This window comes from Bacillus sp. NEB1478 (genome assembly GCF_031582965.1).
Classification (GTDB): domain Bacteria; phylum Bacillota; class Bacilli; order Bacillales; family Fictibacillaceae; genus Fictibacillus.
On record NZ_CP134049.1, the window covers coordinates 2951537 to 2977820 of the forward strand.

A 26284-nucleotide genomic window follows, 5' to 3' on the forward strand; every position below is an offset into this window, starting at 1 on the left:
AACTTTGATGCTATTGAGTGGTTGATTTCCGCTTCAGGTTGCTCGCTTTCCGCGGGGCGTGCGGTGAGCCTCCTCGGCGCGTTGCGCCTGTTGGGTCTCACCTGTCCCGCTTCTCCCGCAGGAGTCTCGCATCTTCCGCTCCAATCAACTTATATATCATCGGTTGTCTTTCAAAAATTTAAAAGCAACAATCTTTAAAAATTAGCCTCATCATTCTACCTTTTTTGTATTAAATTCTTGCTTTGTTAAACCAAAAATGAATAAATCATAATATCTTCCTTCAGTAAAAACCATGTTTCGTAAACACCCTTCTTTAGTGAAACCGAGGTGATTATGAAGTCGGATAGAGCCAGCATTAAAACTATAAACGTATGCATTCACTTTTTGATAGCGAAGCTCATTAAAGAAATAGTGCAATATAATTTTTATGGCATCACTAGCATATCCTTTTTTCCAATGTTCACGAAATATACTTACACCATAACTAAAGGTTCCATTACGTTGATCACATTTATCTGTATTAATACTGCCAACTAATTCACCGTCGATACTTTCAATGGCTAGTCTGAAGTTATGTCCATCCCAGCCTTTGTCAGACTCGCTCTCAGTCCATTTTCTAGTACCTTCTTTAGACCTTGGACCATAAACTGCATCATTTAATCTTGATATCTCAGAATCCAAACCATCTTTATGGAAACTTTCCCAATCTGAAGGTTGAATGGGTCTTAATCGAACTAACTTACCTTCCCAAATATAACTCATTACTAAGTGCCTCCATAAATATCTCCCGCATATATCAGAAAATTATGTATATGTAAATATTAGCATAAAGTGTAAAGGTCATAGTGATTAAGAAAACAAAAAAACCGGCTCATTTCACTGAGCCGGCTCCTAATTATCGATTCCCTACTGAATCGCCTTCAACTAGGCTTACGTTAATTCGTTCGTGACCAATTTCTTGATCTTTAATTAATCTCAACAAAAGTTCTGAGGCTAGTGCACCCCATTTGTACTTCGAATAGTTGATCGTTGCCAAACGTGGCTGAATATATTGAGCCGTTTCGATGTTATCAAATCCGACCACATGTATATCCTTGCCGATCTGGAGTTTCGTGCTGTTAAAATAGTTGAAAACACCGATGGCCATTTCATCGTTCAAACAAAATACGCTGACAGGATCGGAAAATTCATCATGAATTTTCTTAGCAGCTGCTTCACCTGATGGTTTATTAAAGTCCCCATCCAGCTCGATGTATTCGATATGAGAATAGCGTTGAACCGCTTTTTGAACAGCTTCCAGACGCTGGAGGGCATCGAACGATTCTTCAGGACCTTTAACTACATACACTTTGTTTTGTCCTTTTTCAGCTAAATAATCGATTGCCAATGTTGCTCCAGCTTTGTTATCTAACAATACTTGCGAAATATTCGGGTGATCGATTCTTCTATCCATCACGACGAGCTTATGACCGCGCTCTGCATGGCTCAAAAGTTCTTCTGTATCGTATGTTGCATCCAGAATAATAGCCCCGTCCACCATGCGCTCTGGCAAGAAACGGTGTGACTCTTTTCCGCTGCAGACAATCAGCTCATATCCATTCTGTGTGAGTGTTTCCATCATCCCTTGCAGCAGCTGTCCGTAAAATGCACCACTGTAATCTGTTAAATACACACCGATGATTTTCGTCTCGCGTTTTTTTAAAGAACGAGCTGCGGCACTTGGAATATAATCGAGTTCTTTTGCAATCGCTATGATTCTCTCAGATGTTTCCTTTGTTACTTTCGTACTCCCGTTCAAGGCATAGGAGACCGTGGAAATGGAAACACCTGCTTTTTTCGCAATGTCTTTTATACTTACCAACGTAATTCTCTCCTATCTCTCGTTGTAAACGTTTTCCTTTATTATACCTTTTTTAGAAAAAGTCGGTACAAGCTTTATTTTTAGAAATACTCTTATCTAAAAGATGGTTGTTTATGAGGCATTTTGTTAATTCGCTTCATTGAAAAGTTGATTGGAGTGCAAGGTGTGAGACTCCTCGAAAATGAAAATCACATTTTCTTCGTGCGATGTAATGCTGTCGTTGCTTTCCTTGTCCTGCGGGATCAGCGTGCCAGCCACTTGAGTATTCTTCTCGCAAGGCATGTGACGATGAAGCTCGCTTCATCAGAATTTTCGTGCAGACGCAGGAGCAGGATTTAATAAGCATATGCAGTGGCTCACCGCACGCCCCGCGGAAAGCGAGCATCCTGTAACGGAAATCAACTACTTACAAGAGCAACAATGAATACAAAAACAGCTTTTAGAAATAAATTTCGACTGTATGGTTTTCAGCGCTTAGATGGCTGATCAATTCATTGCGGTTTACGACTACTCCGCCTTCACGATACACGTTTTTGTACGGCGTCGTATTTAATTCTTTTCCGTTCACTACAAGACGAGCTGCTCCTGCATTTTTCTTATGATAAACAAACGTTACTTGCTTTTCGTCGACCATGTATTGAAACTCAATTCCGTCCATGTCATCTGAGAGGACTGGGTCTAAAATTAGATTCTCGCCATTTGGACGAATTCCTAAACAGTTGGTTATCAATTGATTCATGTAGATTCCAGGTCCTGAAGAGTAGATGCGCCATCCGCCTTTTACTTTCGCTTCACCTTTTTTCAGCTCACCAAAACGTTCTTGTGCCTCATAGCGCGTTTTGAAATCACCGTCTGAACTGCTGAAATAAGCGTTGCTTTGGCGACGTTCTGCATTCGGAACTTTATCCTGGATCATAACCGGATTAATTTTTTCTAAACCGCTCCAAACTTCTTCCGTCTTCCCGAGTTTCGCCATCGCTTCAACAAAACGGATATGTGCATGCACGTATTGCAGCCCGATCTCTCGTCCAAAATTCGATGCCTGTTCAGCACGCTTAAAATGAGTGCTGACACCGCCTTTGTAATGTGCGGGTTTATCCATCAAGCGGACGCCATCCGGACAATAGAACTTATCCATGATTACGTCAAGATGCTTTTGTGCTTGCTCTGGTGTCAAAAGCTCAGCGATCATACTGCGCGTCATCGGTAATAACCGGTAGTTGATGCCTGTTGTGTTATCTGTCGGATGCAGCATCAGCTTCGGTTCGTCTGCATTTTCCATAAAAACAAAGCCTGGAATAACATCATTTTGAAGCATGTATTTTTCATAATCATTTTTAATATTTTCCGCTAACGTCTTCAGTTCCGATGATTTCTCTTCGTTTACATTTTTCAGCAATGAAGAAAATTGATTCATGACTTGATACGTCAATGCAACTGTCCATGAACTTACCATGAACTTCTTAAGCTGCGGGTTGGCAGGCTGAAGCGTGTCATCCCAGTCACCATCTCCATAAGAAGAAAGGTGTGTATCATGCAGGAAGTTCGCTTTCATGTAATCGATCTGCTTTTGGATGTGGTCAAACAATGTTACTTTTTCATCCGTAAATCCAAACGAATGGTCTGTATAAGGAATGGTTACATCTAAAATACTAAAATCGTTTGTTGCAGCCAAATAATCCGTTACAGCTTTCAGCGGCCAAACAATGATATCACCATGAGATTCCTCTTGCTGGAATTTGTAGTACTGATCAAACATGAACCATTGCGGCCAGTTGCCAGTTTCTTCGTATTGGTGAGAATATACAGTGAGCAAAATCTCTTTTACAGCATCATAATGCTGTGTTGCCAAGAAATATTCGGCTGGTCCCTGACAAACATCGCGTGTTCCCCAAGCTGCTCCGCCATATTGTTCTAAGCCGTGCGGCACCGAATAGTGAATCAGCATATTGTGGGTATACCAATGTGCCAATGCGTTCATTTTTTGAAGCTCTTCCGTTTCATTTCCGTCTTTTGAAAGGTGGAAGCCTCTATTCGTTTTCACAATGAACTCGCGATATCGCTGAATTTCAGCTTCTGCTTCTTTTTCCGATAACGGAATCTCTTTACCGTAAATCAATCCTTGGATTGTCATCATCCATTCGTTCGTCGGCTCCAGATCACACACAACGAGTGAAGCAGAAAGAGGTTCGATGTTATCACCAAAGAAAGTTTCATCGGTTACTTTCATTTCTGTGCCCGATAACTTCATACGGTAGCTTAGTTGTTTGTATGTTTTTCCGCTGTCAGACGATGGATCTGCAAAGAATGAAATCGTGTCACCCTTTGTTTCCATCTTAAAAGGCACTTCATATTCCATGTTGTTCATCGATACTTGGTTCGTTACAACAAATCGGTAGTTTCTTCCGCTTTCTGTTTTTAGCTCCAGCTGAACTTCAGGCGTATCAACCGTCGTAAAATTCGTGATTATAAATGTTTCGCCATCGGTTTTGTAATACCATCGTGTAAAGTTGAAACCCATCTCAAAAAGTGATGGCATCGTTAAAAGTTTCAGTCTACCATCGATTTCTACATAAATGCGCTGACCAGACGTTTTCATGATATTTAATGCATTACGTGCATTCGTCAGCATCTTATGGAAAGAAGTGTTTCCGACAACTAGCTGGGAATTGAACAGACCGTACATGTACGAAGTCGTCGTAATCGTATCTTCTTTCAAATGAACATTGTTGCCTGTAACAAGAATGTGCCCGTGCGGACGTTCTACGATTCTTTCTTTCTCTTTTAATACGATATGTTCATATGTTGGAGTAAAAAAAGATAATAATGTGTCGCCTTCGTACTCTTCTAAAATTCTGTCCGGATATCGTTTTGTTACTTCTTCGATCGTGAAATCGGATGTTTTCAATGTTCCTGCGAACTGTTCGTTGCGTGTCACTTTTGGAAGAGAAGCTTTTTCTTTGCTAACAATGTTTTGAACTTTATTCCATGAATCTAAGATTTCATCTGTAAATTCAACGTCCGTAACCGCTTCTGCATGGTCTTCTTTAAAACAGCCGTAAAACACAAATTGCTTCGTTCCATCAAGGTCCACCAGTTCTGTTTGAAGTGCCGTATAAGCAAACTCATATTGATACACTTCATTAACAAGGTTTTGTTTGAAAAGAGCTTCTGGTGTGTCCGTTTCTTTGTAAGAACGGCCGAAGAACTGATAGCCATCAGTAGAATAACCGATTGCTTTTGTCAGTGAACCTTGCTGCATATAAGGAAAAGCTGTTCCGTTTGGCTGATTTTGACGAGAACAAACGACATAGCCTAGCTTTTCATCTTCAAAAATACGGTGATCAACATATTGAGCCATGTATGCCTCATTTGTACGGACCGCACCTCTATCTGCAAGTCCTACATCCTGCCCATAAATGATATCTGCTTTAATATCAGATCCTGTAAGTTCAACATTCCAAAACCATATCGCTTTATCCGTTAATGTGAACGTCACTTTGTAAGTAACTTCTTCAAACGCACCTTCCCAGAAAACTTGTTGTTCTGTATAGGATACCTTGCTGTCTGAATGGATGCCTAAAAGTGGTGCAGCCGAAATTCCGTCTTCTTTAAAAAGACGAAGATACAAATTGTTCAGTGCGCCATCAATCGGATTACTTAGCCATTGATTGATCATCGTACGGTTATAAGAAGCTTCGAAAATATCACCTGTGTTTAAAAAAGTAAAACGAACATCACCGGCTTTGATTTCAAAGTTTCCTCTCGTCTTTGTTGTCATCGTTTTCTCCTCGATTCTCTATTTAGTAAGTTCGAATGTCTCACTTGAAACATCACGGCTGTTCGGTCCGACAAAAATCGTAAACTCCCCGGCATCACTTGTAAAAGACAAGTCTCTGTGGTGATAACGAAGCTGTTCTTCAGTGAGAGTAAATTCGATTATTTTCATTTCACCTGGAGCTAATGTTACCTTTTCAAATGCTTTCAATTCTTTCAATGGACGGATCACTTCCCCGACCATATCTCGTACATAAAGCTGAACAACTTCATCACCTTGTCTCTCTCCTTTATTTGTAACGGAGACAGAAACGGTTATTGGCCTATCTGGTGTCATCTTGTTTGATGAAAGTGATAGATCACTGTATTCATAAGCGGTATAGCTTAATCCATATCCGAACGGATACAACGGCTCATTCGGGATATCCAAGTATTTAGAGACATATTCATCAACGGCAGCATTCTTTGGACGGCCAGTATTGTAATTGTTGTAATACACTGGGACTTGTCCAAGTGTATAAGGAAATGACATCGAAAGTTTACCAGATGGATTCACGTCACCGAATAAAATGTCAGCAAGTGCATTGCCGCCTTCAGTTCCCGGGTACCATGCTTCTAAAATGGCATCTGCCTGTCCTTCCATTCCAGTTAGATCGAGCGGACGTCCGTTAAAAAGAACGACAACGACTTGCTTGCCAAGCTGTTTTACTTTGGATAAAAGCTCTAACTGAATTTCAGGTAAACGAATATCAGCACGGCAGCGAGCTTCCCCGCTCATTCCTGATTCTTCGCCAAGTGCCAGTACGATCACATCTGCTTTCTGCCCAGCCTCTAGTGCCTCGTTCAGCATTTCTTCAGATCCTGTTTCAATCCCGCTGCCTTTTGCTGTTAATAAATTTTCTGCACTCACTTTCTTTTGCATACCTTCATATAAGCTAACCGCTTCTTCATGTGATCCCATCCATGACCAAGCACCTAAGATGTCACCACTTTTTGCAAAAGGCCCGATTAATGCAATTTGCTTCTCGTTATTTAATGGGAGAACTTCCTCATTTTTTAAAAGTACAGTTGATTTTACAGCCAGATCATAAGCCGCTTTTCGATGTGATTCACTTAAAATTACCTCTTTTTCACGTTCTTCATCTGCACCTCGGTGCGGGTTTTCAAAAAGTCCTAGCTTTTCTTTCAGCTCTAAAATGCGATAGACGCCTTCATCAATTGTTTGTTCTGCTACTTTTCCTTCTTTAACAAGCGTTTCTAAGTTTTTGATATAGCACGCTGTCATCATTTCAATATCGACGCCTGCCTGTATAGATTTTTCAGCGGCTTCTTTTTCGTCACGAACGACTCCGTGGGGGATCTGTTCTTTTACAGCACCCCAATCTGAGATCAATACACCATTAAAGCCCATCTCTTCTCGAAGAATGTCACGCATCAGCCATTTGTTTCCCGTCGCTGGAACGCCTTCCACTGTATTAAAAGAAGTCATAACCATCTCACAGCCTTCATCAAGCGCTGCTTTATAAGCTGGAAGATATGATTCACGAAGCTGACGCTCTGACATATCGACCGTGTTATAATCGCGTCCTGCTTCTGCAGCACCGTATGCCGCAAAATGCTTCACGCAAGCCGCCACGCGATCTTTGTCTTCTGTAAGATTTTTCCCTTGAAAGCCTCGGACAAATGCTCTCGCAAATTCACCGTTCAAATACGGATCTTCACCCGTACTTTCCATTACTCTTCCCCAGCGAGGATCACGAACGAGGTCAACCATCGGTGCGAATGTAACATGAACACCGCTGACAGATGCTTCTCGTGCCGCTACTTCCGCACTTTTTTCAGCTGCTTCTAAATCCCAAGAACAGCCAATCGCAAGCGGAACCGGAAAAATCGTTTTGTAACCATGAACAATATCCGCCATCATTAACAAAGGAATACCGTGTCTGTTTTCCTTTAAGTGCGCTTCTTGAATACTTTTTACTTCTTTTGCACCAGATGCTCCTAATACCGAACCACTATTGATTACATCTTCGTCAGTAACACCTAGTTCAGCCATTGGCCCTGTAATCTTCCCGCCATTGGAAGCACCTTTATAAAATGGTGTTGCTAACTGAATGAGTTGAGCGATTTTTTCGTGCAACGTCATTTTTTCTACTAATGATGCAATACGATTATTGTTCATAGTTATCCGCGCTCCTTGTTTCTTTTTTATAAATACTCAGTCTTAAATCGAAACGTTTCTATTGATTTCATGGAAATTATAATGTGAAAAGAAAATGAAAGTCAATTTACCAGCACTCTACAATTCCTCTGTTATCCCCTTGAAATCAAGGTATATCTGCCAATTTCCTCAAACAAAATCTTTTTTAAAATTATCCTGTTGAAAACGATTACAACTTGAATTATAATGTGCTTATCGAAACGTTTCAACAATAATCTTTACGAAATCAAGGGAATAGTAAAAATAGTTGCCTGTTTAACCAGCAGATTTCATTCTGCTGAACAAAAACGAAAGCAAATATAGGGGGAAGACACATGAAAAAACATTGGTTTAAGAAAACAATGGTAACATCAATGCTCGGCGCACTTGTTTTATCCGGCGCTCTTGCTGGCTGCTCTTCAGGTTCCGATGGAGATAAAAAGACGATAACTGTCTGGGGAATGGGAGAAGAAGCAAAATCTCTACCTAAAATCGCTGAGGAATTCGAAAAAGAAAACCCGAAGATTGACGTAAAAGTTCAAGCAATTCCTTGGGATCAAGCACACGATAAGCTTTTAACAGCTGTTGCATCTAAAAAAGGTCCTGATGTTGTTCAAATGGGAACAACTTGGATTCCTGAATTTGGGGCTGCTGGTGCACTAAAAGACTTAACACCTTTTATTAAGGACAACCCAGAACTAGATCCTAAAAATTTCTTTGAAGGTTCTGTTGCAACTACAAAATACGAAGACAAAATGGTAGGCGTTCCGTGGTACGTTGACACACGTGTACTTTACTATAGAACAGACTTGCTTGAAGAAGCAGGGTTTAAAGAAGCTCCAAAAACATGGGAAGAGCTAAAAGCAGCTGCAGACAAGCTGGCTAAACGCGGAAAAGGAAAATACGGTATCAGCCTTGACTCGAAAGAACAGAGTCTTGGTTTCATGTTCGCTCGTCAAAACGGTGCAGAACTATTAGGACCAAATAACGAACCTAAGTTTAACGATCCTAAATTTGTTGAAGCTATTGAATACTTAAACAGCTTCTATAAAGATGGAGCTACTCCAAAAGATGATTTAGGAATCGACATTATCCAAGCTTTCAGCGGAGACGGTATATTGCCGATGTTCATCAGTGGTCCATGGATGATCAAGATGATCAACGACCAAGCTCCAGACCTTAAAGGAAAATGGTCAACAGCAGTACTTCCTAAAAAAGAGAACAACATTTCAGCACTTGGCGGATCTAACTTATCCGTATTTGAATACACGAAGAACGAAAAAGAAGCAGTTAAATTCGCAGCATTTATGAGTAAACCAGAAACACAATTAAAATGGATGGAAATGACGAACTCTCTACCTGCTACTCAAAAGTCTTGGGATGACGAATCCTTAAAAGGCAATGAATACTACAATGCATTTGGTGAGCAGATGAAAGCTTCACAGCCAATGCCTGTTATTAAGCAATGGGAAGAAATTGCGCAAACTTATCTAAAGAGCTTCGAAAAAATTTATCGCGGCAAAGTAGATGTGAAAACAGAAATGGACAATTTCCAAAAGCAATCTGAGAAGATCTTAAGCAAATAACGATCTGATATAGGTATAACGGGCAGGTTATCCTGCTCGTTACCTTTTTATTCAGAAACTTTTTTGCCATTACGAAGGATGTGAAAAACGTGAAAAGCTATTCTAAATCAACTCCCTATCTCTTTATCGGCCCTGCCTTAATTTTGCTGGCAGTATTTTCACTGTTTCCGATAGTAGTTGCTTTAGTAATCAGTTTTACAGATATTGATCTTGCCGGTCTTGCCGACTTTTCCAATATCAGCTTTATCGGACTTGAAAATTATAAAAATATCTTCTCAGATCCGATCTTCATGAAATCAATTGGCAACACGCTTTTTTATGTCGTCTTTGGCGTTCCGCTCGTTATCATTTGTTCACTTGCTGTTGCTTTATTGATCAACTTTGGTACATCAAGAATTTTCCGTGGTTTTCGCCTTATTTTTTATATGCCTTCTATCACAAACGTAGTTGCTGTCGCGGTAGTCTGGACGTACTTGTACAATCCGCAATTTGGTCTATTCAACTATTTGCTCGGACTTGTCGGTATCCCTGCGATACCGTGGCTGCAGGATCCAACAATCGCAAAAGGTTCATTGATTGCTCTAGCCGTCTGGCGCGCAATTGGTGTGAACATGATTATCTTCCTCGCTGCTCTGCAAGGTATCCCGAAAACATACTATGAAGCGGCGCAGCTAGACGGAGCAAACAATTGGAAGCAGCTCACGAATATTACTCTTCCACTCCTTCGCTATGCGATTTTCTTTGTTTCCATTACGACGATGATTGGATGGCTGCAATTTTTCGAAGAACCTTTTGTCATGACAAAAGGCGGCCCTCTCGACAGTACGACATCTGTTGCTCTGTTTATTTATCGCAACGGATTTCAGTTAAGCAACTTTGGTTATGCTGCGGCAGGTTCCTTCATCTTATTTGTCGCAATCATTATCATTACGATGATTCAGTTCAGACTGCAAAAGAAAGAAACCGACTTTTAGGATTTGAGGTGAGAACATGAAAACAAATGTATCAAATGCTAAAAAAACTTATCGCTTTCAAGCCAGGTTAGCCGCTCTCATCCTGACGATCGGCGGAATTCTTGTAGCGATTCCTTTTATATGGATGATTCTCTCTGCTTTCAAACCAGAAAGCGAAGTGCTTAAACTTACTCCGACACTATGGCCTGAAACGTTCACAACAGAGAACTTCCTCTATTTGTTTGAGAATATGAACTTCGGTGTTTATTTGAAAAACACGATTATCGTTGTTCTCTGTTCTTTTGTCGGCTTATTCTTTAATGCGATGGCTGGCTATGCCTTCGCCAAGTACAAATTCAAAGGCAGTGATAAACTCTTTTATCTTGTACTCGCTACGATGATGATTCCAGGGCAAGTCACAATGATCCCGGTTTACCTCATATTAAATCAGATGGGATTAACGAACACGATGGCCGGAATCGTATTACCAGGATTAGTTGGTGCGTTTAGCATCTTCTTATTCCGACAGTTCATGTCAACGATTCCGGATGAATTGATCGAAGCCGCACGCTTAGATGGCGCAAGTGAATTCCGCGTTTTCATGCAATTGATTCTGCCGATTTCAAAGCCAATCTTAGCCGTACAAGGTATCTTGACGTTCATCGCAGGCTGGAACAGCTTCCTATGGCCATTGATTATGGCGAACGACGAAAGCTTGTATACTTTGTCTGTTGGTTTAAGTCTCCTGAAGGGTCAATATGGAGGAAATTACGCACTTCAAATGGCAGGTTCGACTTTTATGGTCGTACCGATCGTTATCATCTTCATCATCTTTCAGAAACACATTATCGAAGGTTATACGATTTCCGGGATGAAATAATCTTTAAGGCTGGCTCACTAACGTGTATTTGTACACGCTGGTGGGTCATTTTTTTGTAGAGCGGTTCCGCCCTCGTTTTTACTGCTTCCTCCCGTATTACATCAAATGTTGTAATTTCCGATAAACGGAAATCTTCAAAACATCTGATTTTCATAATAAAACGGTTAAAATACGCAAAAAGATGACTCAAAAATGCTGGTTTACTCACACTTTTGAATCATCTACATTATTTTTCCTATTGCTTAATTTCTGTAACAGCGACAGACTGATAAACTTTGAAAAATGAATCACAGAACGTATCCCACTCTTCAGCGGCTCTAATCGATTCTTCACTCACTTCCCCGCAAACAGGTTTTTGCAGCAAGTCGGTCAATTGTTTTGAAAAGGTGGATATCTTTTCCGATGATGCTCCTTGCAGCACACTAGCAACAAAATCTGCTGGCGGATACCAAACTGCTACTCTTTGAATATCACGATAAATTTGCGTCAGTAACAGGTTCCGAGGCCCTTCCCACTGCTCATTGACGACAACATCACGGAAAATACGCGGAAGTGATGAGAACTCCTCCATCACACCATGCCCGCCAAAAACAGAGATCGCATCCCTTAAAACTTCTGCTCCCTCATTTGTCGCACAGATTTTCTGCAATAAAACAAGCTCTCTTAAATTGAAAAGCTGCTTTCTTATTTCAAGAGGCTGCTCGACAGGAATCCCAGGATTCAATGGCCTCTCCAGCCGTAGGAAAAGATCATATATTTTAAAAGCACCCGCTGTTGTACGATCAGCTGCTTCTTCAATCCGTTTTAATGTGCGTGCGGAAAGCGGATAATCTTTTACCTTTTTCCCAAAAACAGTACGGAAATCTCCATACAGTTTCGCTTCTCTTGCAGCGCGGAGCATAAAACCAGCACAAGCTATTCCAATTTCTAAACGGGATAAAGTAAGGACAATTCCGACTGCGACCGCAATCCCTTTTCCGGCAGGTCCCACTGGATAAGCAAGAGCTCCGTTGTATTGAATTTCCCCTGTCGGAAGTTCTGCCGTTCCCATTTTCCATTTGATCCGGTTAATCTGATATCCATTTCGTTTTTCTTTCTCTTTATTACCAGGCAGCCATGAAGGAACGATGAACGTTGAGATTTTATCTGTTCCTGAGATTTTAGCTGTAACGACCGAATAATCCGCATGTGCAACGGAACAGAAGAACTTATTTCCATATAAACGATAGTTTTTTGCTTCTGGAACTGCTTCAACAACATTGGCAGGCAAGTCTGATCCTCCCTGCACTTCACTCATAAATTGTGCTCCGATTGCAAAATCTCCTCGAATTCCCTCTTTTGTATGCTGTAAAATTTCCTGAAGTTCTGGATGCGTGTCATTTGGATACTGTTCGAGCAGTGCAATCAATCCGATCGTGCATGTTAAAGGACAGGCGACTCCTGCTTCTCCTAATTGATGGATTAGCATCCGCTTCACAAAGCTTTCCCACGGAGGCATTTTAGAGGAAAAAAGACCTTCGCCAAATACTTCTTTTTCAAACTGATGAATTTCCATCGGACGTACGATCCGGTCAATCCGATTATTGAAACCATCATAATGCAGCATGTATGGCCTTACTTCAGGTCTTGCCACCCGTTCAGCTAACTGGTTCCATTTTGAAGAAGCATTGGGCGAAAAAGATAACATAGCCTGATGGACATGATCAAAGTCATGTTCCGCGAATCGCTGAACTGCTTTTTGGAGAAATGGTTCATCCCGATACCAATCCAGACTTTCCCGCTTAGCCAGAAATTCTTCGAAAGTATATGAATTCTTGCCTTTTGTCTGCTGTTCTTGAGAAGTTATGTGCATGGACATCAACTCCTTATAATTATCTAACTTTTCAGAATAATTGTAAGTCTAAATAATCTTTTACGTCAAATAAGGGAATATTCATTTTTTTCCGTTTTTCCCTTGATGATTTACAGTACGTGTTATTTTCTCTGTTACACCATTCCACATAAAAATATGATTATCATAAACTCTTCATTTTCGCACTCAATGTTCGGAAAGAGCTCATCAGGTATAAAAAACACCAATATCCGCAAAGGATATTGGTGCTCATTAACATTTATTGAATCGAAAACACTTCTTTTTCCAATAATTCTTCTGGTTTTTTCCCGATCGGATCTTGATGGAAGTAATTTCGGATCACTCCATCTTTTAAATAGTTCGCGATCGATACCATAATCATCCCTTGATCGAGAGCTAAATAAGCTTTTGCGATTTCGCCTGTTTCCATGTTAACCGAATCATAGAATCCGTACTGAGAATACGTGCCAAGATTTTTTAGAACTTTGATGTTTTTTTGTACAGCCAACGGATCATAGTCTAGTGCCAAGAACGATGCATGAGCCGTTACGGTTGCCCCGTCTTTGTAGCCAGAAGTGCCAAGGGGTGTTGCTGCGAATTCGCTGTATCCATCCGGTGTTGCGGATGGCGAGAATCCCCAAGCAGGATATCCTTTTGACTTTGCAAAATCTTGCTGCAGCTGTACGTGGCGCTTGTTGTTCAAGCCTAATGCATACTTGCCAAGCTCTTTTTCTTTCATTACGATTCCTGGCATGAGGCCCTCAAACATACTCCCACCCCAGCTCGGTACGAACTTCACACCGTTATACTCATAATGACCTTCATATACGGTAACACCATCATAGACAGCATCTTGTCCTTCAGGAATCTGTGATTGCCAATCCCATTCTTTTGGCATAGTTCGATACAATTTCCACCAATGCTCTTTTGGAACGTCGCCTTTTCCGATCGAAATATAGCTTGCAACTCGAGGTTCTGTATAGAACTGTCCATAATGATGATCAGTATACTTCCCTTGTGCGACATCGTACCCGCCATAAAATTGACCCACCTCTGGATCATAAAGTTTTGTATAGTTCATATTTTCAACAAGGTTACTCGTTTGCGGATGTAATTCCTTATATGCTTGTCCGACTACGATAAGTCCCGCAGAAAGCCAGCCGTTATCAACTTGTGAGATGAACTGACCCCAATCTTTTTTTAACGAGCCATCTTCCGTGTTGTACCAGTTATAAAAAAGACCGTTCCACTTATCAAGCCGTTCCAAAGTGCTTATCGTTACTTGAATTCGTTTTACCGCTTCATCCCGTGAGATAATCCCAAGCTGCTGAGCTGAAACGGTACTCATCATATACATCGCCATATTTGTAGGTGAAGTGTGTGCAGCATCCTTCTTTCCTTCTGCCGTATAGCGCGTCTCATCATAAGTCATCCCTGTTTTCGGATCGGTATGATCTTGATAAAATTTATATGTCTTATCTGCAATCGCTTTCAATTCTGCACGGAATGCAAGATCGTTTCCGCTATCATTTGCCGATGCCGTTGGTAACACAATCAAGTTAGCAAAAAGACTAAACATTAATATAAAGCTTATCATTCTCCCTTTTTTCATCGTGTTCTCCCTTCTATTTACAATAACTTCTTTCAGTCGAAACGTTTCACCAATATTTTATCACTCCGCCTTAAAAAGGGTAAGTTTTTTTCACAAAATTCAGTTAATTAGTAAATCCGCCTTATAAAAATGAAAATAACTAGAAAATTAACAGGAGTTAAATGGTGTATCTCGAAGTCATAGTTATCAATCGTTAGAAAAGAGGAATATGTGCCATGAATTTCAAATTAGATGAAGGTATTGAATTATTAGAACGAACACCAGATACATTGAAAAGTTTGTTGTCAGGACTTTCCGATGGCTGGCTGACCTGTAATGAAGGAGAAGGTACGTGGAATGCTCTAGAAGTAGTCGGACATTTAATAGAAGCTGAAAAAGTGAACTGGATTCCCCGTATTAAGATGATTTTAACAAAAGGAGAATCTCAAACCTTTCCTGATTTTGATCGATTTGCTCACATCGAACAAGTAAAAGGGAAAACTATAGACGAGCTACTAAGAGAATTTAAACAAGTGCGAAATGAAAGCTTAGAAGAATTGAGAACTTTGATTACAAGTCAAACCGATTATGAGCTTAAAGGGACCCATCCTGTTTACGGAACTGTAAAACTTCGAGAACTATTATCTACATGGTCTGTTCATGATTTAACTCATATCACCCAAATTACGAGAGTCATCGCCAAGAGATATCATGATGATGTTGGATCGTGGAAGGAATATTTGAGTATTTTAAAATAAACTCTTGCCTCCACTCCATGGTTGGAATATTATGTATATTAAAACTATGAGGAGGCAGTTATGTTAAATGTTCGTTCTAGCAACATCATCGGCTGTAAAGATATGAAAGTACCATATGAAATCATAAGCAAAACAGATCAGCCAAAAGGATTAGCGATCTTGATTCCAGGCATGGGATACACCTCTCAAGCGCCTGTCTTCCACTATTCAACAGGAGTTTTTCTAAATAAAGACTATGATGTTCTGCATGTGAATTATCAATATTCCGATGAGAAATATGATTTATTTTCTTATGAAGAGCTTGTGGAGTTCATACATTTGGATGTTAGCTCCGTGCTGGATGAAGTATTAAAAGACTCAGCGTACGATTCTTTTTACATCGTCGGAAAATCGTTCGGAACACTCGCTATGGGTAAAGCATTGGAAAGAGAACTCTTGCAGAACGCTAAAGCTATTTGGCTCACCCCGCTCATTACAAAAGAAGAAGTCTTCGAACCTATGAAAAATAGCTTACATAAAGGACTGTGCGTCATTGGAGACAAGGACCGGTTTTATAAGGAAGACCTAATAAATGAGTTAGGACAAAATGAAAACATCGAATACATCGTTCTTCCAGATGTCAATCATAGTCTGGAATATGATCATCACGTGGTAGATTCCATTGATGTAATAAAGACAGTAATTGAAAAAATTAATAACTTTTAGATCGCTGCACAATGCAGCGGTCTTTCTTTTTCCAAAAGAAGGGAAATGGGTGTTTTTGTCGAAGTGAAAACGTTATAAAAAGAGAGAAATAGATTAAGGGGGAAAATTCATTGTTTGTTTTGGTTTTAAGGAGGGTCGTCTCTTTTTCACTGCCTATCATCGGTGTATTTTTTATCGGTGCCCTTCCATATTTATTTTTTAGCAATGTACGTGCGATTGAAGGTGTCATGCGCCTTTTGGAAATGGGTGTTATCAAAAATGCCCTTTTTTTGGATCAGGACTTAGGATTATATTTTAGACCTTACATCGAAAAAATCTTATTGTTGATGGGAAAACTATTCACTTTTTCAAACGTTGAATATTACGAGAGCCAGCAAATGAAATACATCTTTCCGACGATCTTGCCTTACTTCTACTATTCATTAAAACTTGTTGTTGGTGCTTTTTTTCTTGCGGCAGCTTCATCTATCATTCTCGCGTTAGTTGTGAAAATCTTACCGGGTAAAATACAAAAATCCATTCGCTTTTTATTTTTTTCTTTTGAATCCTTACCGGACATTTTTATCGTGGTGATGGCTCAATACCTTATTATTCTTCTTTATCGCAAGACTGGCGAGCTGCTTTTACCCATAGTTTTTAGCGAACAGAATCCTGCATACCTTATGCCAATGGTATGCTTAGCAATATTACCGACTTTATTTTTAACAAGAACTTTGTTGTTTTTACTGGATGATGAAGATTCGAAAACCTATGTGGAATTCGCTAGAGCAAAAGGTATTAAGTATTCAATCGTGTTATATATACACATGCTTAGAAATTCATTGATCAGCCTTTTCTTTTATACGAAAAACGTGTATTGGCTTTTGATATCCGGTCTGTTCATGGTGGAATATGTGATGTACATACCGGGAATTACAAAGTTTATGCTGAATAACGGACCCACAACGCCTGACGTTATAACGGTTAGTCTCATGCTGATGTTTCTTCCATTCTACCTGTTATTCACAATAATCTCCTACATCCTGGAATCCAAATTAAACCGTACAGCAGAGGAGGCCGTGTAAATGACAGTATGGAAAAGCCCACTTTTTTTATTTGGTTTCCTTATCATCCTTACGATGTTTTTTGGCAGTATCCTATATAGTCATTATGTGCCCGATTCAAAAAAGCCTATGATGGTCATAAAGTATGATGAAAACAAAATTCCGATCGATTCTCCCCCAATTGCACCTTTTAAGGATATGCCATTGGGTACGGACCGCTTCGGCGTCAGTATGCTTCATAAAGTAATTGACGGTGCTAAGTATACGCTTGGATTTGCCTTTCTCATTGCATTTGCCAGACTTTTGGCTGGAACCTTGCTAGGCCTGATTGTCAGCCAGTTTCCAAAGACTGTCCTTCGTATGCTGAATAAACTATTTGAAACTTTTTATTATGCACCTGCGACGATTATTGCTTATTTGATCCTGTATCCGGTTTTGCAAATTTTCACCTGGTCAATCCCTAAAACTCAACAAACTACTTTCGCTTTTTTAATTCTCGTTTTAATCGCTGTACCGCCGGTCATGATAACAGTGGCGAGCGAAACTTCCAAGTATCTGGAGAATGAATTTATCTCATCTGTAAAAATATTAGGCGGACGCAGATTTCATATTATGCGGAAGCATGTACTGCCTTTTTTAAAACCACGATTAAGTATTTTGTACAGTCAGCAAGTAATCTCAACCTTATTATTGCTGGCACATCTAGGTGTGCTGCAAGTTTTCATCGGTGGAACAGATATCATCACACTCGATCCGCTGGAAAACAACACATTGCCAGTTGCTATGATCAACGAGTGGTCCAGTATGATCGGAGCCTATATATATGAATTGCGCGGTAACACATGGGTTATTTATACACCGTTAGCCGGCTTTGCGATTGCCATTCTTGCGATGAATTTTATGGTGGAGGCTATGAAACGCCAGTACTTGTCTCAAGGAGCTTATACGGTGAGAAAACGATTATTCCGCAAAAAGGAATTGACTGTTCCGGTAAAAAAAATGACAGAAGAACAGTTTGAAAGAATTATGAAAACGGGATCTGAAGGATAGCTGACCGCATTAAAAGAGCCTTTCGATTAAGGCTCTTTTGACATATTAATGAGTAGACTCTCTCCGAATAGATAAGTTCATCCCATTTAACATGTGAATTCGATAATCCCACACTTTGTGGATGGAAACTAACAAATTTCGGCTTGAATGCCACACTTTTAGGCATAAATAACACACTTTTTCATGAGATACACGCGAAACGACTAAAATCGACAGTTGCCGAAATTAACTTTGCTTCAGACTTCATTATCAAAATAAAGTTTTCGGGAAAGAGGCGATCTTATGTTGAGTGAAGCAGACTATAATATTATTTTTTATACACTCTATCTTTTACTAGGGTTTCCGATCAGTTATAAATACGCCGTTTTTACGGTAACGAACACAGGTATGGTCATTCCTCATTTTTTTATCAGCCTTATGATCAACCTTTGTCTCGGCGTTACCGGTATCATCGGATGGATCTTCTTTTCCGTGCGTATTGATGAATTCTTTATGTTCGGCGGCATCTATCTTGGCGCTCTCATTACGAGCAGCAGTTTAGTTATTTTGTTTGTTTTATTATTGTGGAAAAGAAAATCAATGCTTCATAAATTCCACTGGCTGAATGAAATGGAAAAAGACCTCCGTTAAAGAGGTCTTTTTCTTTTAAGCATTCACAGTTTCTTTTTTCCCAAGATCACTTGCCGGTCCAAAGAACTCGAAGTGGATACGGCCTTCAGGAACATTCAGGTCGAGAAGTGCATGATAAACGGCTCTCATGAAAGGTAGTGGACCGCAGAAATAATACTCTGCATCTTTGTTGATTGGCAATACATCTCGTAGCCAATCCATGTCCACGTATCCTGATTTCTCATAGCCTTCGTCATTTTCTTCGGGCTTTTCATATACGAAATAGCTCGTAATGTGATCAGATTTTGCCGTTACAGATAATACTTCATCTCTAAGTGCATGTAATTTACCGTTGATCGCAGCGTGGATAAATGTTACTTCACGGTCAGGCTGTCTTTCTGATGCTGTTTTCAACATGCTCACCATAGGTGTTAAACCAACACCTCCGCTAAGTAAAACAAGCGGACGCTCTACCTCATTATCTAAGTAAAAATCTCCAGCCGGTGCGCTTAAGAAAAGAACATCTCCAGTTTTTACACCGTTATGCAAGTAATTAGATACAATGCCATCTGGAGACTCCATGCCTGCTTCTTTTTTAACTGAGATTCTGTAATAGTCTTTTCCAGGTGCATCAGACAAGCTGTATTGACGGATATGCGTATTCTCTTCTCCTGGGATTTCCATTCTCACACTGATATACTGTCCTGCTTTAAAGTCAGCAATTTCTTTTCCGTCTTGAGGCTTTAGATAGAATGAAGTAATCACGGTGCTTTCTTCAACTTTGTCTGCTACTACGAACGGTCTGAAATCTTCCCATCCGCCTTTTTGTGTTTCTGCAGCTTCATACATATCTTTCTCGATACCAATAAAGGCATCTGCAATGACTCCATACGCCTCAGCCCAAGCATTGATGATTTCATCTGTAGCCGCATCTCCAAGGACATCTTTTATAGCTGCGAGTAAGTTTTCGCCGACAACTGGGTAATGTTCCGGTTTTACCCCTAAGCTTCTGTGCTTGTGAGCGATCTGTTTTACGACTGGAATAATGGATTCGAGTTTATCAATATTTGCGGCAGCTGCATAAACAGCATTAGCAAGTGCTGCTTGCTGACGTCCTTTTTTTTGATTCGCGTGGTTAAAAATATTTAATAGTTCAGGATGTTTTTGAAATAGTAATTGATAAAAACGGGAAGTAATGGCTTCTCCGTGTACTTCTAATACAGGTACTGTTGACTTAATGATTTCGATCGTTTTTGGTTGCAGCATGTCAATTCCCCCTAAGGTTTTTGTTTACATCCTTATGTTAAAACAACTTCAGTGAACGCAATGTGATTCAAATCACATTTCCTTTGGCGGTTTTGTGAACAATGTCACAAGAATTTCCTGCTCGTATACTCGGTTCCCTAATCCGATAAAAATTAACATAATATTCTCTATTTTTAATCACTATATGGTAAAATTGGGAAATAACAAATCTTGTTAACCCCATTGTTGAAAGGACCTTTTTATGAAGATTAAACAAACTCAAGATTATGAAACGCTCGCAAAGCTTAATAAAAACGTTCAAGATATACATGCAGATCGTTTTCCAACTTATTTTAAACCTTACGAATATGAACCGATTCGTGATTTTTTCAAAGAAATAACAACTGATCCCAAGCAGATTTTTCTCTTAATTGAAAATAATAACGTCCCTTTCGGTTATGTATGGATGACTCTTAAAGAATCCACTGATTCCGCATTTAAAAAAGCGTCTAAATCTTTGTACATCCATCAGATCAGCGTGGATAAAAACAGCAGCAATAATGGTGCTGGCACTAAGTTTATTTCTCATATTGAACAGATGGCTAAAGAAATAGGCGCGACAAAAATTGAGCTAGATTATTGGATTGATAATACGATCGCCAGAAATTTTTATAAGAAATCCGGCTTTACGGTTACCCGTGAAATTGTACAAAAAGTACTGAATTGATTTGGAGTGTGAGAGTTGAAACGCTACTTGATGAAATACAGGAATAAAAAGATCCACGTAACAGAATGGGGCGATATGAATAAGCCTGTTATGCTTTGTTTGCATGGATTGGGCAGTACCAGCTTCAGTTTTTTAGGAATAGCAGAAAATCTTAAAGATGACTTTCGCATTATTGCGCTAGATGCTCCCGGCCACGGAAAATCGGAAGCTTTCGAAACCGCTGAAGAATACGAAATGCCACGTCTTGTTGATTGGCTCCAAGGCCTAATCGAATTCATGAATATTGACAGTTTCTATTTGCTTACACATTCTTGGGGCAGTTTCTTAGGGCTTCATTACTTAGTGAAGTATTCCGAGAACGTTATTGATACCCTCTTGATTGATGGCGGATATCAAACAAAGCGGACCTGGTCGGACTCAATGGAAGAAGAAATGAACGATTATGAGAAGGATTTTGATGAGTATATATTCGATTCATGGGAAGCATTTTGCCAATCAGAAAAAGACAGTTATTTGACCTGGTCATCCCAAATCGAAATTCAAGTCCGTGATTTAGGTGTGGAACGTAACGGGAAAGTTTGCTGGCATGCTAAAGGCGAAACGGCGAGACATATTATTCGCGGGATGCATTTAAATGAAACAGAAGACATTTATCACCTCGTGCCAAAGGGAGTTACTTTGCTGGTTGCAACACTGCCAGAACATTTATTATCAAAGCGGATTGATACAGCTGAGGTTTTTAAACAAAGGGCTGATGGCACTGTCAAACTAGTAGAGAACAGCACACATTTACTTCACTGGGATAAGCCTGATGCTGTTGTTGAAGTAATTAAGTCCAAATGGCTCACAAAAATTGGAGGCTAATAAATGGCACATCTGCTTGTCTATTTTTATAAAATCAAGCCCGAAGCAAAAGAAAAATTCCTTGAGATTTCAGCACAAACGAACAAAAAATTTCAGGAATACGGCGGCGTTTCTGAACAAATCTATAAGCTATCTGAAGCACCAAAGACCTATGGAATCTCGCCTCTTGCAGAGAAACTCGATATTAGTGGGAATGAAGAACTTTGGATTGGACTTCTTCACTTTCAATCTGAAGAACACGCACGCATTACATTGGAAGATTTTGATGCCGATCCAGAAGTAAACAACCTTTACAAAGAGTTCATCGCACACGTTGCACCACTTGATAAATTGCTGTTTGGCGAGTTTGATTCCGAAAAAGAGTAAGTTTCTGTATGAAGCGAGAGAAAAAACGTTCAATTGTATAGAACCACCTTAGTATCTCATTTGAAATCTTACATGTTTTACCATCATTTTTCGGTATTCTGAATCTCCATTAAAAAAATGAGGTGTTATACTCGAGATAATCTTTAATGAAGAGGAGCTTTGAAAGATGGAAAATGCCTTAAAGCAAATTCTTAATGAAATTAATACGGTGCGTTCTGAAATGCAATCTAGTTTTAGTGAAGTTAATAATGAAATAATTAAAATGAACACTGGAATGAATACGATGAATACTCGAATAGATACAATGAATACACAAATAGATACAATGAATACTCAAATGAATACAAAATTTAATGAAGTTTATAGTAAAATTAATAAGATGAATACTAAAATGGAAACTGGATTTAGTAATGTTCATGCGGAAATGAAAGAAATGCGGGAAGACATTCATGTGTTGAAGGCAGGTCATATCCGAATTGAAGACAAACTTGAAAAGTTAAATTCAAATGTGATCAGCAACATGGGAGATTACACAGATAAAATCATCAATCATTTTGACGGTACATCCGAAGCATTGAACAAAAGAGTGTTTAAAGTGGAAACTGAAGTCGAAAAAAGAAGCAGACAGTAAAGACATCTTAGAAAATAAGGTCTTTACTGTTTTTTTGTTAATACCTTAGTTGTAAGAAAAGATTTTAATGGGAGGTTCCATATGACATGGCTATATATCTTTATTATCGGTCTGCTGGTGTTTGCCTTCTTGATTGATTGGCGGCGCAAAAAGAATAATAACAACTCCCAGCACCCTACTCACGCCGCAGCGAAGCCAGGTGAAAGCACAAACTATCAAATGGGAGATAATCGTTATACGAACGGCGATGGGTAACAGTGAGAACAGCTCCCTTAAACGGTTGGTTTAGCCAAACTCTTTTTGATGAGCCTTTTTCATCTTTAAATATTCTTCATCCGTCCGGGCGAGCTTCCATTTCTCTTCAAAAATCGCTGCCGACTTTGCTTTAACAGGATCGATTTGACGCTCATTGATTTCACCGTTTTCTTTGTATTTTCGACCGCCTTTGTAATTTGTGTAACGGCGGGCTCTCGTATAGCCCATCTGCAAAAATTTACGTGCCATATCCGCGCCAACAAAGTCATCTTTTTCTTTATACTCTAGGAAAAGATCATAAATTTTCTCGGAAGATTTTTTTGCTTCTTCAGGGGTTTTAAACCGCCAATGCGGCAAGATTTCACTTTTATACGGTTCTACAAGAAGGACTCCTTGCTCACCACGGCCTACTCGATATTTTTCCGGGTGCTTTCTAAAATTTATCTTTTCAAAATCTAGGTCATAATCAAAACTCATACGTAACCCTCCTCGTCTAATAGCTATACCCTTAACGAGATAAAATAAAATACGTAGGAATAATTTCATGCAGTCTAATAAAAATTTCACAGCTGTATTTTGTTTGTTGTTTGGAATATCACCCCTCTTAGGGATGACACTGAAGAATGCTACCTCTTATTCAGCAAAAATCGGCTGGGGATTTGCAGTTGCTTTTCTCTTGTGTGCGGCGATTTCGAACAACAAAAGAACTTGAGTGGAATATAAAAAATGAGGCCAGCTCGAGTTTGAGCCAGCCTCATTTTTTTCCGTTTGTTTGATTATATCCTTAGTCGGTAAGAACATCTGCCCCTACACAACTTTTATCTCCCGCACTTCACCTCGTCATATAATTCTTTTGAAGTTTCTTCGATAAAGGGACAGGGTTCACCTTGATAAAAAACAGTTAGTTCGTGCATGGCGCGAGTACAGACGGTATAGAACAGTTTTCGTTCTCTTTCATTTTGATAAGCAGACGCATTGTAGATCGCAACTGCATCAAACTCAATTCCTTTTGCTAAATATGATGGAATGATGATGATTCCTTTTTGAAAGGCCGTGTCCTCGTTCACCATCAGTTTCATATCCAGACGCGACTTTAGTTTGTCATAAACTTCATAGCTTTCTTTTGCTGTTCGGCAAATAATCGCTATCGTATCATGATTTTCATTTTTCCACTTTTGAACGGTTGATTCCAGTTCATCATCCAAACTAGCCTCATCAACTAATTTTACAACAGCAGGCTTTTCACCCGATCGGTTGAAAGGTATGATTTCTCCCCCATCACAGAGCATGCTTTTCGTGAATTCTACGATCTCTTTTGTAGAACGGTAACTTCTCGTTAATGTAATGATCTCTGGATTTTTTTTATCTAAAAGATTCTCCAGCATACTAAACGAATTGTCAGAAGAATGGGCATAGATCGACTGGTTTAAGTCTCCAAGTATCGTTAAGTTAGCACGCGGGAAAATGCGCTGAATAAACGCAAACTGAAACGGCGAAAAATCTTGCGCTTCGTCAATAAAGACATGCCTTACCGCTGCATTCGACTGAAAACCGATCAATAGCTCTTTTACATAAAGAAATGGCGTTGCATCTTCGTTAGAAAGGAAGTTTTGTTTTAAATTAAATAAAGTGAATTTGCATACATCACTCCACGTACGATAGTCATCCATTCCTTTTTGGTTCATCTGAAACAGCTTTGAATAGATTCCTTTCATATCTAAAAAGGAAAATTTCTCAACTGATTCCCGAACAGGTTTGAACGCAAGACGAGTTATATATGCGGAAAGAACTTTCTGTTCGCTTGCCATATCATTAAAAGAATCATCACGATATTTATTTCTTTTTTGCAGCTGTTCATAAAGCTTTGTGTACACATGTTGATCGAGAAGCTGAATCTCTTTCTCAACCCAAGGTTTTTTCCTCTCGCGTCTTTCTGCTTTTTTCAATTCTTCTAAAATCCATTCAGCCGTATTTTTCATGCGGTAAGGAACGGTCTCTTTGTTATCCAGCTTATAAAAGTATTGTTTTATTCGTTTGGCTGGTATGATCGTTTTCTCCCGGAATTTAATATCTGAAAACATCAAACCTGATTCACTTAATTGCTCCACATACTTATGAATTGCCTGGAGAAACTCAACAGACGCTTTAAATCGAATACCTTCAAGCCGCACAGCATCACTTGATCCAGAAAGCAGTTCCTCCATTTGTTCAAAAGGTGTTTCCACTGAAAAATGATCAGACAGATGGTGGTTGATATACGCTTGAAATGTGGTTTGTTCCATATTCTCTTCTCCAAGTTCTGGGAGAACGTTCGCAACATAACTATTGAACATGTTGTTTGGAGAAAATAGGACAACGTGGTGCGATTGCAGTGTTTCGCGATCCCGATACAATAAATAAGCAACCCGCTGAAGAGCAGCAGACGTTTTTCCGCAGCCGGCAGCGCCTTGAACAATCAGCAGATCACTCACCGTATTTCGAATGATTGCATTTTGCTCTTTTTGAATCGTTGCGACAATACTTTTCATTTGAGTATTTGCTTGTTTCCCTAGCACTTGCTGAAGCAAATCGTCTCCAATGGCTTCGCCTGTATCAAACATACCTTCTATTTTTGCATTCTTAATAATAAACTGTCTTTTTAATTGCAAGTCCCCATGAATGACACCACCAGGAGCATTATACTTCGCTTCTCCTAAAGAATGATCGTAATACAAGCTGGAGATTGGTGCACGCCAGTCATGAACTAGAAAAGCCATAGATTCCTCATCATAATAAGAAGCAATGCCTAAATAAACTTTTTCAGACTCGCTTTCTTCATCTTCTTTAAAATCAATACGGCCAAAATAAGGCGAGTTTTTCAATTTTTCATAGGTTTTCAGCTGACTTTCAGCAGAAGTGTGACTCCGTTCGATCTCAGACAGCAGCTCCGCCTGTTGTTTAATACTTGCTGCTGTTTCTATCGCATCGTCTGGATCATCCAAGTTTACCGTCACATCAGACCAGAAGTTTTTACGAAGCTGTACAACGTCTGCCATTTTTCCGCCTAAATGATGTTGCAGATTGTCAGTCTCTTGAGAAAGATTTTGTACAACTTCATCTACTCGCTTTTGTTCTTTTTCCTGCTCACGATTCCATGTAGTCATTCGATCTCTCCCTAAAATTTTTTTATAGTTGACATGCTTTTCTATTTCATAGTATAATATAATTGGATATATCTATATACTAAAAATAGAAAAAGTGCGTCTTATAAATCATACCATAAACTTGTGCGGAATGTACATATTTTTATATGCAAAAAAAACAGTGGTGTCCTTTTGGACCCACTGTTTTT

The 26284-nt window shown here is 39.5% G+C and carries 23 protein-coding genes; 14 read left to right on the forward strand and 9 right to left on the reverse strand.

Annotated elements, in window-relative coordinates; translation table 11 throughout:
- Nucleotides 1–210 precede the first annotated feature (210 nt).
- From RGB74_RS14805 to bglX, 4 genes are all read right to left on the reverse strand, one after another.
- Entirely contained in the window at nucleotides 211–762 is a 552-nt protein-coding gene (locus RGB74_RS14805) for a GNAT family N-acetyltransferase (protein ID WP_310760069.1), read from the reverse strand.
- A gap of 133 nt (nucleotides 763–895) precedes the next feature.
- Nucleotides 896–1861 carry a LacI family DNA-binding transcriptional regulator gene (locus RGB74_RS14810; protein WP_310760070.1) on the reverse strand — a complete coding sequence of 322 codons (966 nt, stop codon included), beginning with the start codon at nucleotides 1859–1861 and terminating at the stop codon, nucleotides 896–898.
- A gap of 439 nt (nucleotides 1862–2300) precedes the next feature.
- Nucleotides 2301–5642 carry a GH36-type glycosyl hydrolase domain-containing protein gene (locus RGB74_RS14815; protein WP_310760071.1) on the reverse strand — a complete coding sequence of 1114 codons (3342 nt, stop codon included), beginning with the start codon at nucleotides 5640–5642 and terminating at the stop codon, nucleotides 2301–2303.
- 18 nt (nucleotides 5643–5660) lie between these two features.
- Nucleotides 5661–7820, reverse strand: a complete 2160-nt coding sequence (gene bglX, locus RGB74_RS14820; protein ID WP_310760072.1) for a beta-glucosidase BglX — start codon at nucleotides 7818–7820, stop codon at nucleotides 5661–5663.
- 353 nt (nucleotides 7821–8173) lie between these two features.
- Between bglX and RGB74_RS14825 the strand changes: the two genes are divergently transcribed.
- The 3 genes from RGB74_RS14825 (at nucleotide 8174) to RGB74_RS14835 (ending at nucleotide 11257) form a co-directional block, all read left to right on the forward strand.
- Entirely contained in the window at nucleotides 8174–9424 is a 1251-nt protein-coding gene (locus RGB74_RS14825) for a sugar ABC transporter substrate-binding protein (RefSeq protein WP_310760074.1), read from the forward strand.
- An 89-nt stretch (nucleotides 9425–9513) separates the two neighbouring features.
- Nucleotides 9514–10398 carry a carbohydrate ABC transporter permease gene (locus RGB74_RS14830; protein ID WP_310760075.1) on the forward strand — a complete coding sequence of 295 codons (885 nt, stop codon included), beginning with the start codon at nucleotides 9514–9516 and terminating at the stop codon, nucleotides 10396–10398.
- 16 nt (nucleotides 10399–10414) lie between these two features.
- Nucleotides 10415–11257, forward strand: a complete 843-nt coding sequence (locus RGB74_RS14835; protein WP_310760076.1) for a carbohydrate ABC transporter permease — start codon at nucleotides 10415–10417, stop codon at nucleotides 11255–11257.
- Nucleotides 11258–11492: 235 nt separating this feature from the next.
- Here RGB74_RS14835 and RGB74_RS14840 read toward each other — a convergent pair whose 3' ends face one another.
- Entirely contained in the window at nucleotides 11493–13109 is a 1617-nt protein-coding gene (locus RGB74_RS14840) for an acyl-CoA dehydrogenase family protein (protein ID WP_310760077.1), read from the reverse strand.
- 259 nt (nucleotides 13110–13368) lie between these two features.
- Nucleotides 13369–14721, reverse strand: a complete 1353-nt coding sequence (locus RGB74_RS14845) for a glucoamylase family protein (RefSeq protein WP_310760078.1) — start codon at nucleotides 14719–14721, stop codon at nucleotides 13369–13371.
- A gap of 215 nt (nucleotides 14722–14936) precedes the next feature.
- Here RGB74_RS14845 and RGB74_RS14850 point away from each other — a divergent pair, with 215 nt between their 5' ends.
- The 5 genes from RGB74_RS14850 to RGB74_RS14870 all read left to right on the forward strand — a co-directional run bounded on the left by RGB74_RS14850 (nucleotide 14937) and on the right by RGB74_RS14870 (nucleotide 18886).
- A complete protein-coding gene (locus RGB74_RS14850) occupies nucleotides 14937–15458 on the forward strand; it encodes a DinB family protein (RefSeq protein ID WP_310760079.1) in 522 nt (173 codons plus the stop codon).
- A 60-nt stretch (nucleotides 15459–15518) separates the two neighbouring features.
- Nucleotides 15519–16163 carry an alpha/beta family hydrolase gene (locus RGB74_RS14855; protein ID WP_310760080.1) on the forward strand — a complete coding sequence of 215 codons (645 nt, stop codon included), beginning with the start codon at nucleotides 15519–15521 and terminating at the stop codon, nucleotides 16161–16163.
- A gap of 110 nt (nucleotides 16164–16273) precedes the next feature.
- The gene (locus RGB74_RS14860; protein WP_310760081.1) at nucleotides 16274–17227 is read left to right on the forward strand and encodes an ABC transporter permease subunit; all 954 of its coding nucleotides are present in this window, start codon (nucleotides 16274–16276) and stop codon (nucleotides 17225–17227) included.
- The gene (locus tag RGB74_RS14865; RefSeq protein WP_310760082.1) at nucleotides 17228–18256 is read left to right on the forward strand and encodes an ABC transporter permease subunit; all 1029 of its coding nucleotides are present in this window, start codon (nucleotides 17228–17230) and stop codon (nucleotides 18254–18256) included.
- 282 nt (nucleotides 18257–18538) lie between these two features.
- On the forward strand, nucleotides 18539–18886 hold the full coding sequence (locus tag RGB74_RS14870) for a hypothetical protein (RefSeq protein ID WP_310760083.1): 348 nt from the start codon (nucleotides 18539–18541) through the stop codon (nucleotides 18884–18886).
- Nucleotides 18887–18901: 15 nt separating this feature from the next.
- Here the strand turns inward: RGB74_RS14870 and hmpA are convergent, their stop codons facing one another.
- Nucleotides 18902–20131, reverse strand: coding sequence for an NO-inducible flavohemoprotein (gene hmpA, locus RGB74_RS14875; RefSeq protein ID WP_310760084.1), 1230 nt, complete (start codon nucleotides 20129–20131; stop codon nucleotides 18902–18904).
- A 241-nt stretch (nucleotides 20132–20372) separates the two neighbouring features.
- On the opposite strand from hmpA, the gene RGB74_RS14880 reads away from it, so the two are divergent.
- From RGB74_RS14880 to RGB74_RS14900, 5 genes are all read left to right on the forward strand, one after another.
- Nucleotides 20373–20837, forward strand: a complete 465-nt coding sequence (locus RGB74_RS14880) for a GNAT family N-acetyltransferase (RefSeq protein WP_310760085.1) — start codon at nucleotides 20373–20375, stop codon at nucleotides 20835–20837.
- Between the two features lie 15 nt (nucleotides 20838–20852).
- Nucleotides 20853–21701, forward strand: a complete 849-nt coding sequence (locus RGB74_RS14885) for an alpha/beta fold hydrolase (RefSeq protein ID WP_396135977.1) — start codon at nucleotides 20853–20855, stop codon at nucleotides 21699–21701.
- A gap of 3 nt (nucleotides 21702–21704) precedes the next feature.
- Complete coding sequence (locus RGB74_RS14890) at nucleotides 21705–22067, forward strand: hypothetical protein (protein ID WP_310760086.1); 363 nt, start codon at nucleotides 21705–21707, stop codon at nucleotides 22065–22067.
- A 166-nt stretch (nucleotides 22068–22233) separates the two neighbouring features.
- Nucleotides 22234–22698: a hypothetical protein gene (locus tag RGB74_RS14895; RefSeq protein WP_310760087.1), complete on the forward strand. Its 465-nt coding sequence runs from the start codon at nucleotides 22234–22236 to the stop codon at nucleotides 22696–22698.
- Between the two features lie 81 nt (nucleotides 22699–22779).
- On the forward strand, nucleotides 22780–22953 hold the full coding sequence (locus tag RGB74_RS14900) for a hypothetical protein (protein WP_310760088.1): 174 nt from the start codon (nucleotides 22780–22782) through the stop codon (nucleotides 22951–22953).
- A 30-nt stretch (nucleotides 22954–22983) separates the two neighbouring features.
- Here RGB74_RS14900 and RGB74_RS14905 read toward each other — a convergent pair whose 3' ends face one another.
- Entirely contained in the window at nucleotides 22984–23430 is a 447-nt protein-coding gene (locus tag RGB74_RS14905; RefSeq protein ID WP_310760089.1) for a DUF4385 domain-containing protein, read from the reverse strand.
- Between the two features lie 67 nt (nucleotides 23431–23497).
- Here RGB74_RS14905 and RGB74_RS14910 point away from each other — a divergent pair, with 67 nt between their 5' ends.
- Nucleotides 23498–23665, forward strand: a complete 168-nt coding sequence (locus RGB74_RS14910; RefSeq protein WP_310760090.1) for a hypothetical protein — start codon at nucleotides 23498–23500, stop codon at nucleotides 23663–23665.
- 106 nt (nucleotides 23666–23771) lie between these two features.
- Here the strand turns inward: RGB74_RS14910 and helD are convergent, their stop codons facing one another.
- Entirely contained in the window at nucleotides 23772–26096 is a 2325-nt protein-coding gene (gene helD / locus RGB74_RS14915; protein ID WP_310760091.1) for an RNA polymerase recycling motor HelD, read from the reverse strand.
- Nucleotides 26097–26284: the final 188 nt, after the last annotated feature.

What these genes read in the sequence shown, in the direction of transcription:
- RGB74_RS14840 (WP_310760077.1), bottom strand. Translation starts at nt 13,109, where the DNA reads ATGCACATAACTTCTCAAGAACAGCAGACAAAAGGCAAGAATTCATAT.
- RGB74_RS14905 (WP_310760089.1), bottom strand. Translation starts at nt 23,430, where the DNA reads ATGAGTTTTGATTATGACCTAGATTTTGAAAAGATAAATTTTAGAAAG.
- RGB74_RS14805 (WP_310760069.1), bottom strand. Translation starts at nt 762, where the DNA reads ATGAGTTATATTTGGGAAGGTAAGTTAGTTCGATTAAGACCCATTCAA.
- RGB74_RS14890 (WP_310760086.1), top strand. Translation starts at nt 21,705, where the DNA reads ATGGCACATCTGCTTGTCTATTTTTATAAAATCAAGCCCGAAGCAAAA.
- RGB74_RS14835 (WP_310760076.1), top strand. Translation starts at nt 10,415, where the DNA reads ATGAAAACAAATGTATCAAATGCTAAAAAAACTTATCGCTTTCAAGCC.
- RGB74_RS14870 (WP_310760083.1), top strand. Translation starts at nt 18,539, where the DNA reads ATGTTGAGTGAAGCAGACTATAATATTATTTTTTATACACTCTATCTT.
- RGB74_RS14855 (WP_310760080.1), top strand. Translation starts at nt 15,519, where the DNA reads ATGTTAAATGTTCGTTCTAGCAACATCATCGGCTGTAAAGATATGAAA.
- bglX (WP_310760072.1), bottom strand. Translation starts at nt 7,820, where the DNA reads ATGAACAATAATCGTATTGCATCATTAGTAGAAAAAATGACGTTGCAC.
- helD (WP_310760091.1), bottom strand. Translation starts at nt 26,096, where the DNA reads ATGACTACATGGAATCGTGAGCAGGAAAAAGAACAAAAGCGAGTAGAT.
- RGB74_RS14900 (WP_310760088.1), top strand. Translation starts at nt 22,780, where the DNA reads ATGACATGGCTATATATCTTTATTATCGGTCTGCTGGTGTTTGCCTTC.
- RGB74_RS14815 (WP_310760071.1), bottom strand. Translation starts at nt 5,642, where the DNA reads ATGACAACAAAGACGAGAGGAAACTTTGAAATCAAAGCCGGTGATGTT.
- RGB74_RS14895 (WP_310760087.1), top strand. Translation starts at nt 22,234, where the DNA reads ATGGAAAATGCCTTAAAGCAAATTCTTAATGAAATTAATACGGTGCGT.
- RGB74_RS14825 (WP_310760074.1), top strand. Translation starts at nt 8,174, where the DNA reads ATGAAAAAACATTGGTTTAAGAAAACAATGGTAACATCAATGCTCGGC.
- RGB74_RS14845 (WP_310760078.1), bottom strand. Translation starts at nt 14,721, where the DNA reads ATGAAAAAAGGGAGAATGATAAGCTTTATATTAATGTTTAGTCTTTTT.
- RGB74_RS14850 (WP_310760079.1), top strand. Translation starts at nt 14,937, where the DNA reads ATGAATTTCAAATTAGATGAAGGTATTGAATTATTAGAACGAACACCA.
- RGB74_RS14910 (WP_310760090.1), top strand. Translation starts at nt 23,498, where the DNA reads ATGCAGTCTAATAAAAATTTCACAGCTGTATTTTGTTTGTTGTTTGGA.
- RGB74_RS14865 (WP_310760082.1), top strand. Translation starts at nt 17,228, where the DNA reads ATGACAGTATGGAAAAGCCCACTTTTTTTATTTGGTTTCCTTATCATC.
- hmpA (WP_310760084.1), bottom strand. Translation starts at nt 20,131, where the DNA reads ATGCTGCAACCAAAAACGATCGAAATCATTAAGTCAACAGTACCTGTA.
- RGB74_RS14880 (WP_310760085.1), top strand. Translation starts at nt 20,373, where the DNA reads ATGAAGATTAAACAAACTCAAGATTATGAAACGCTCGCAAAGCTTAAT.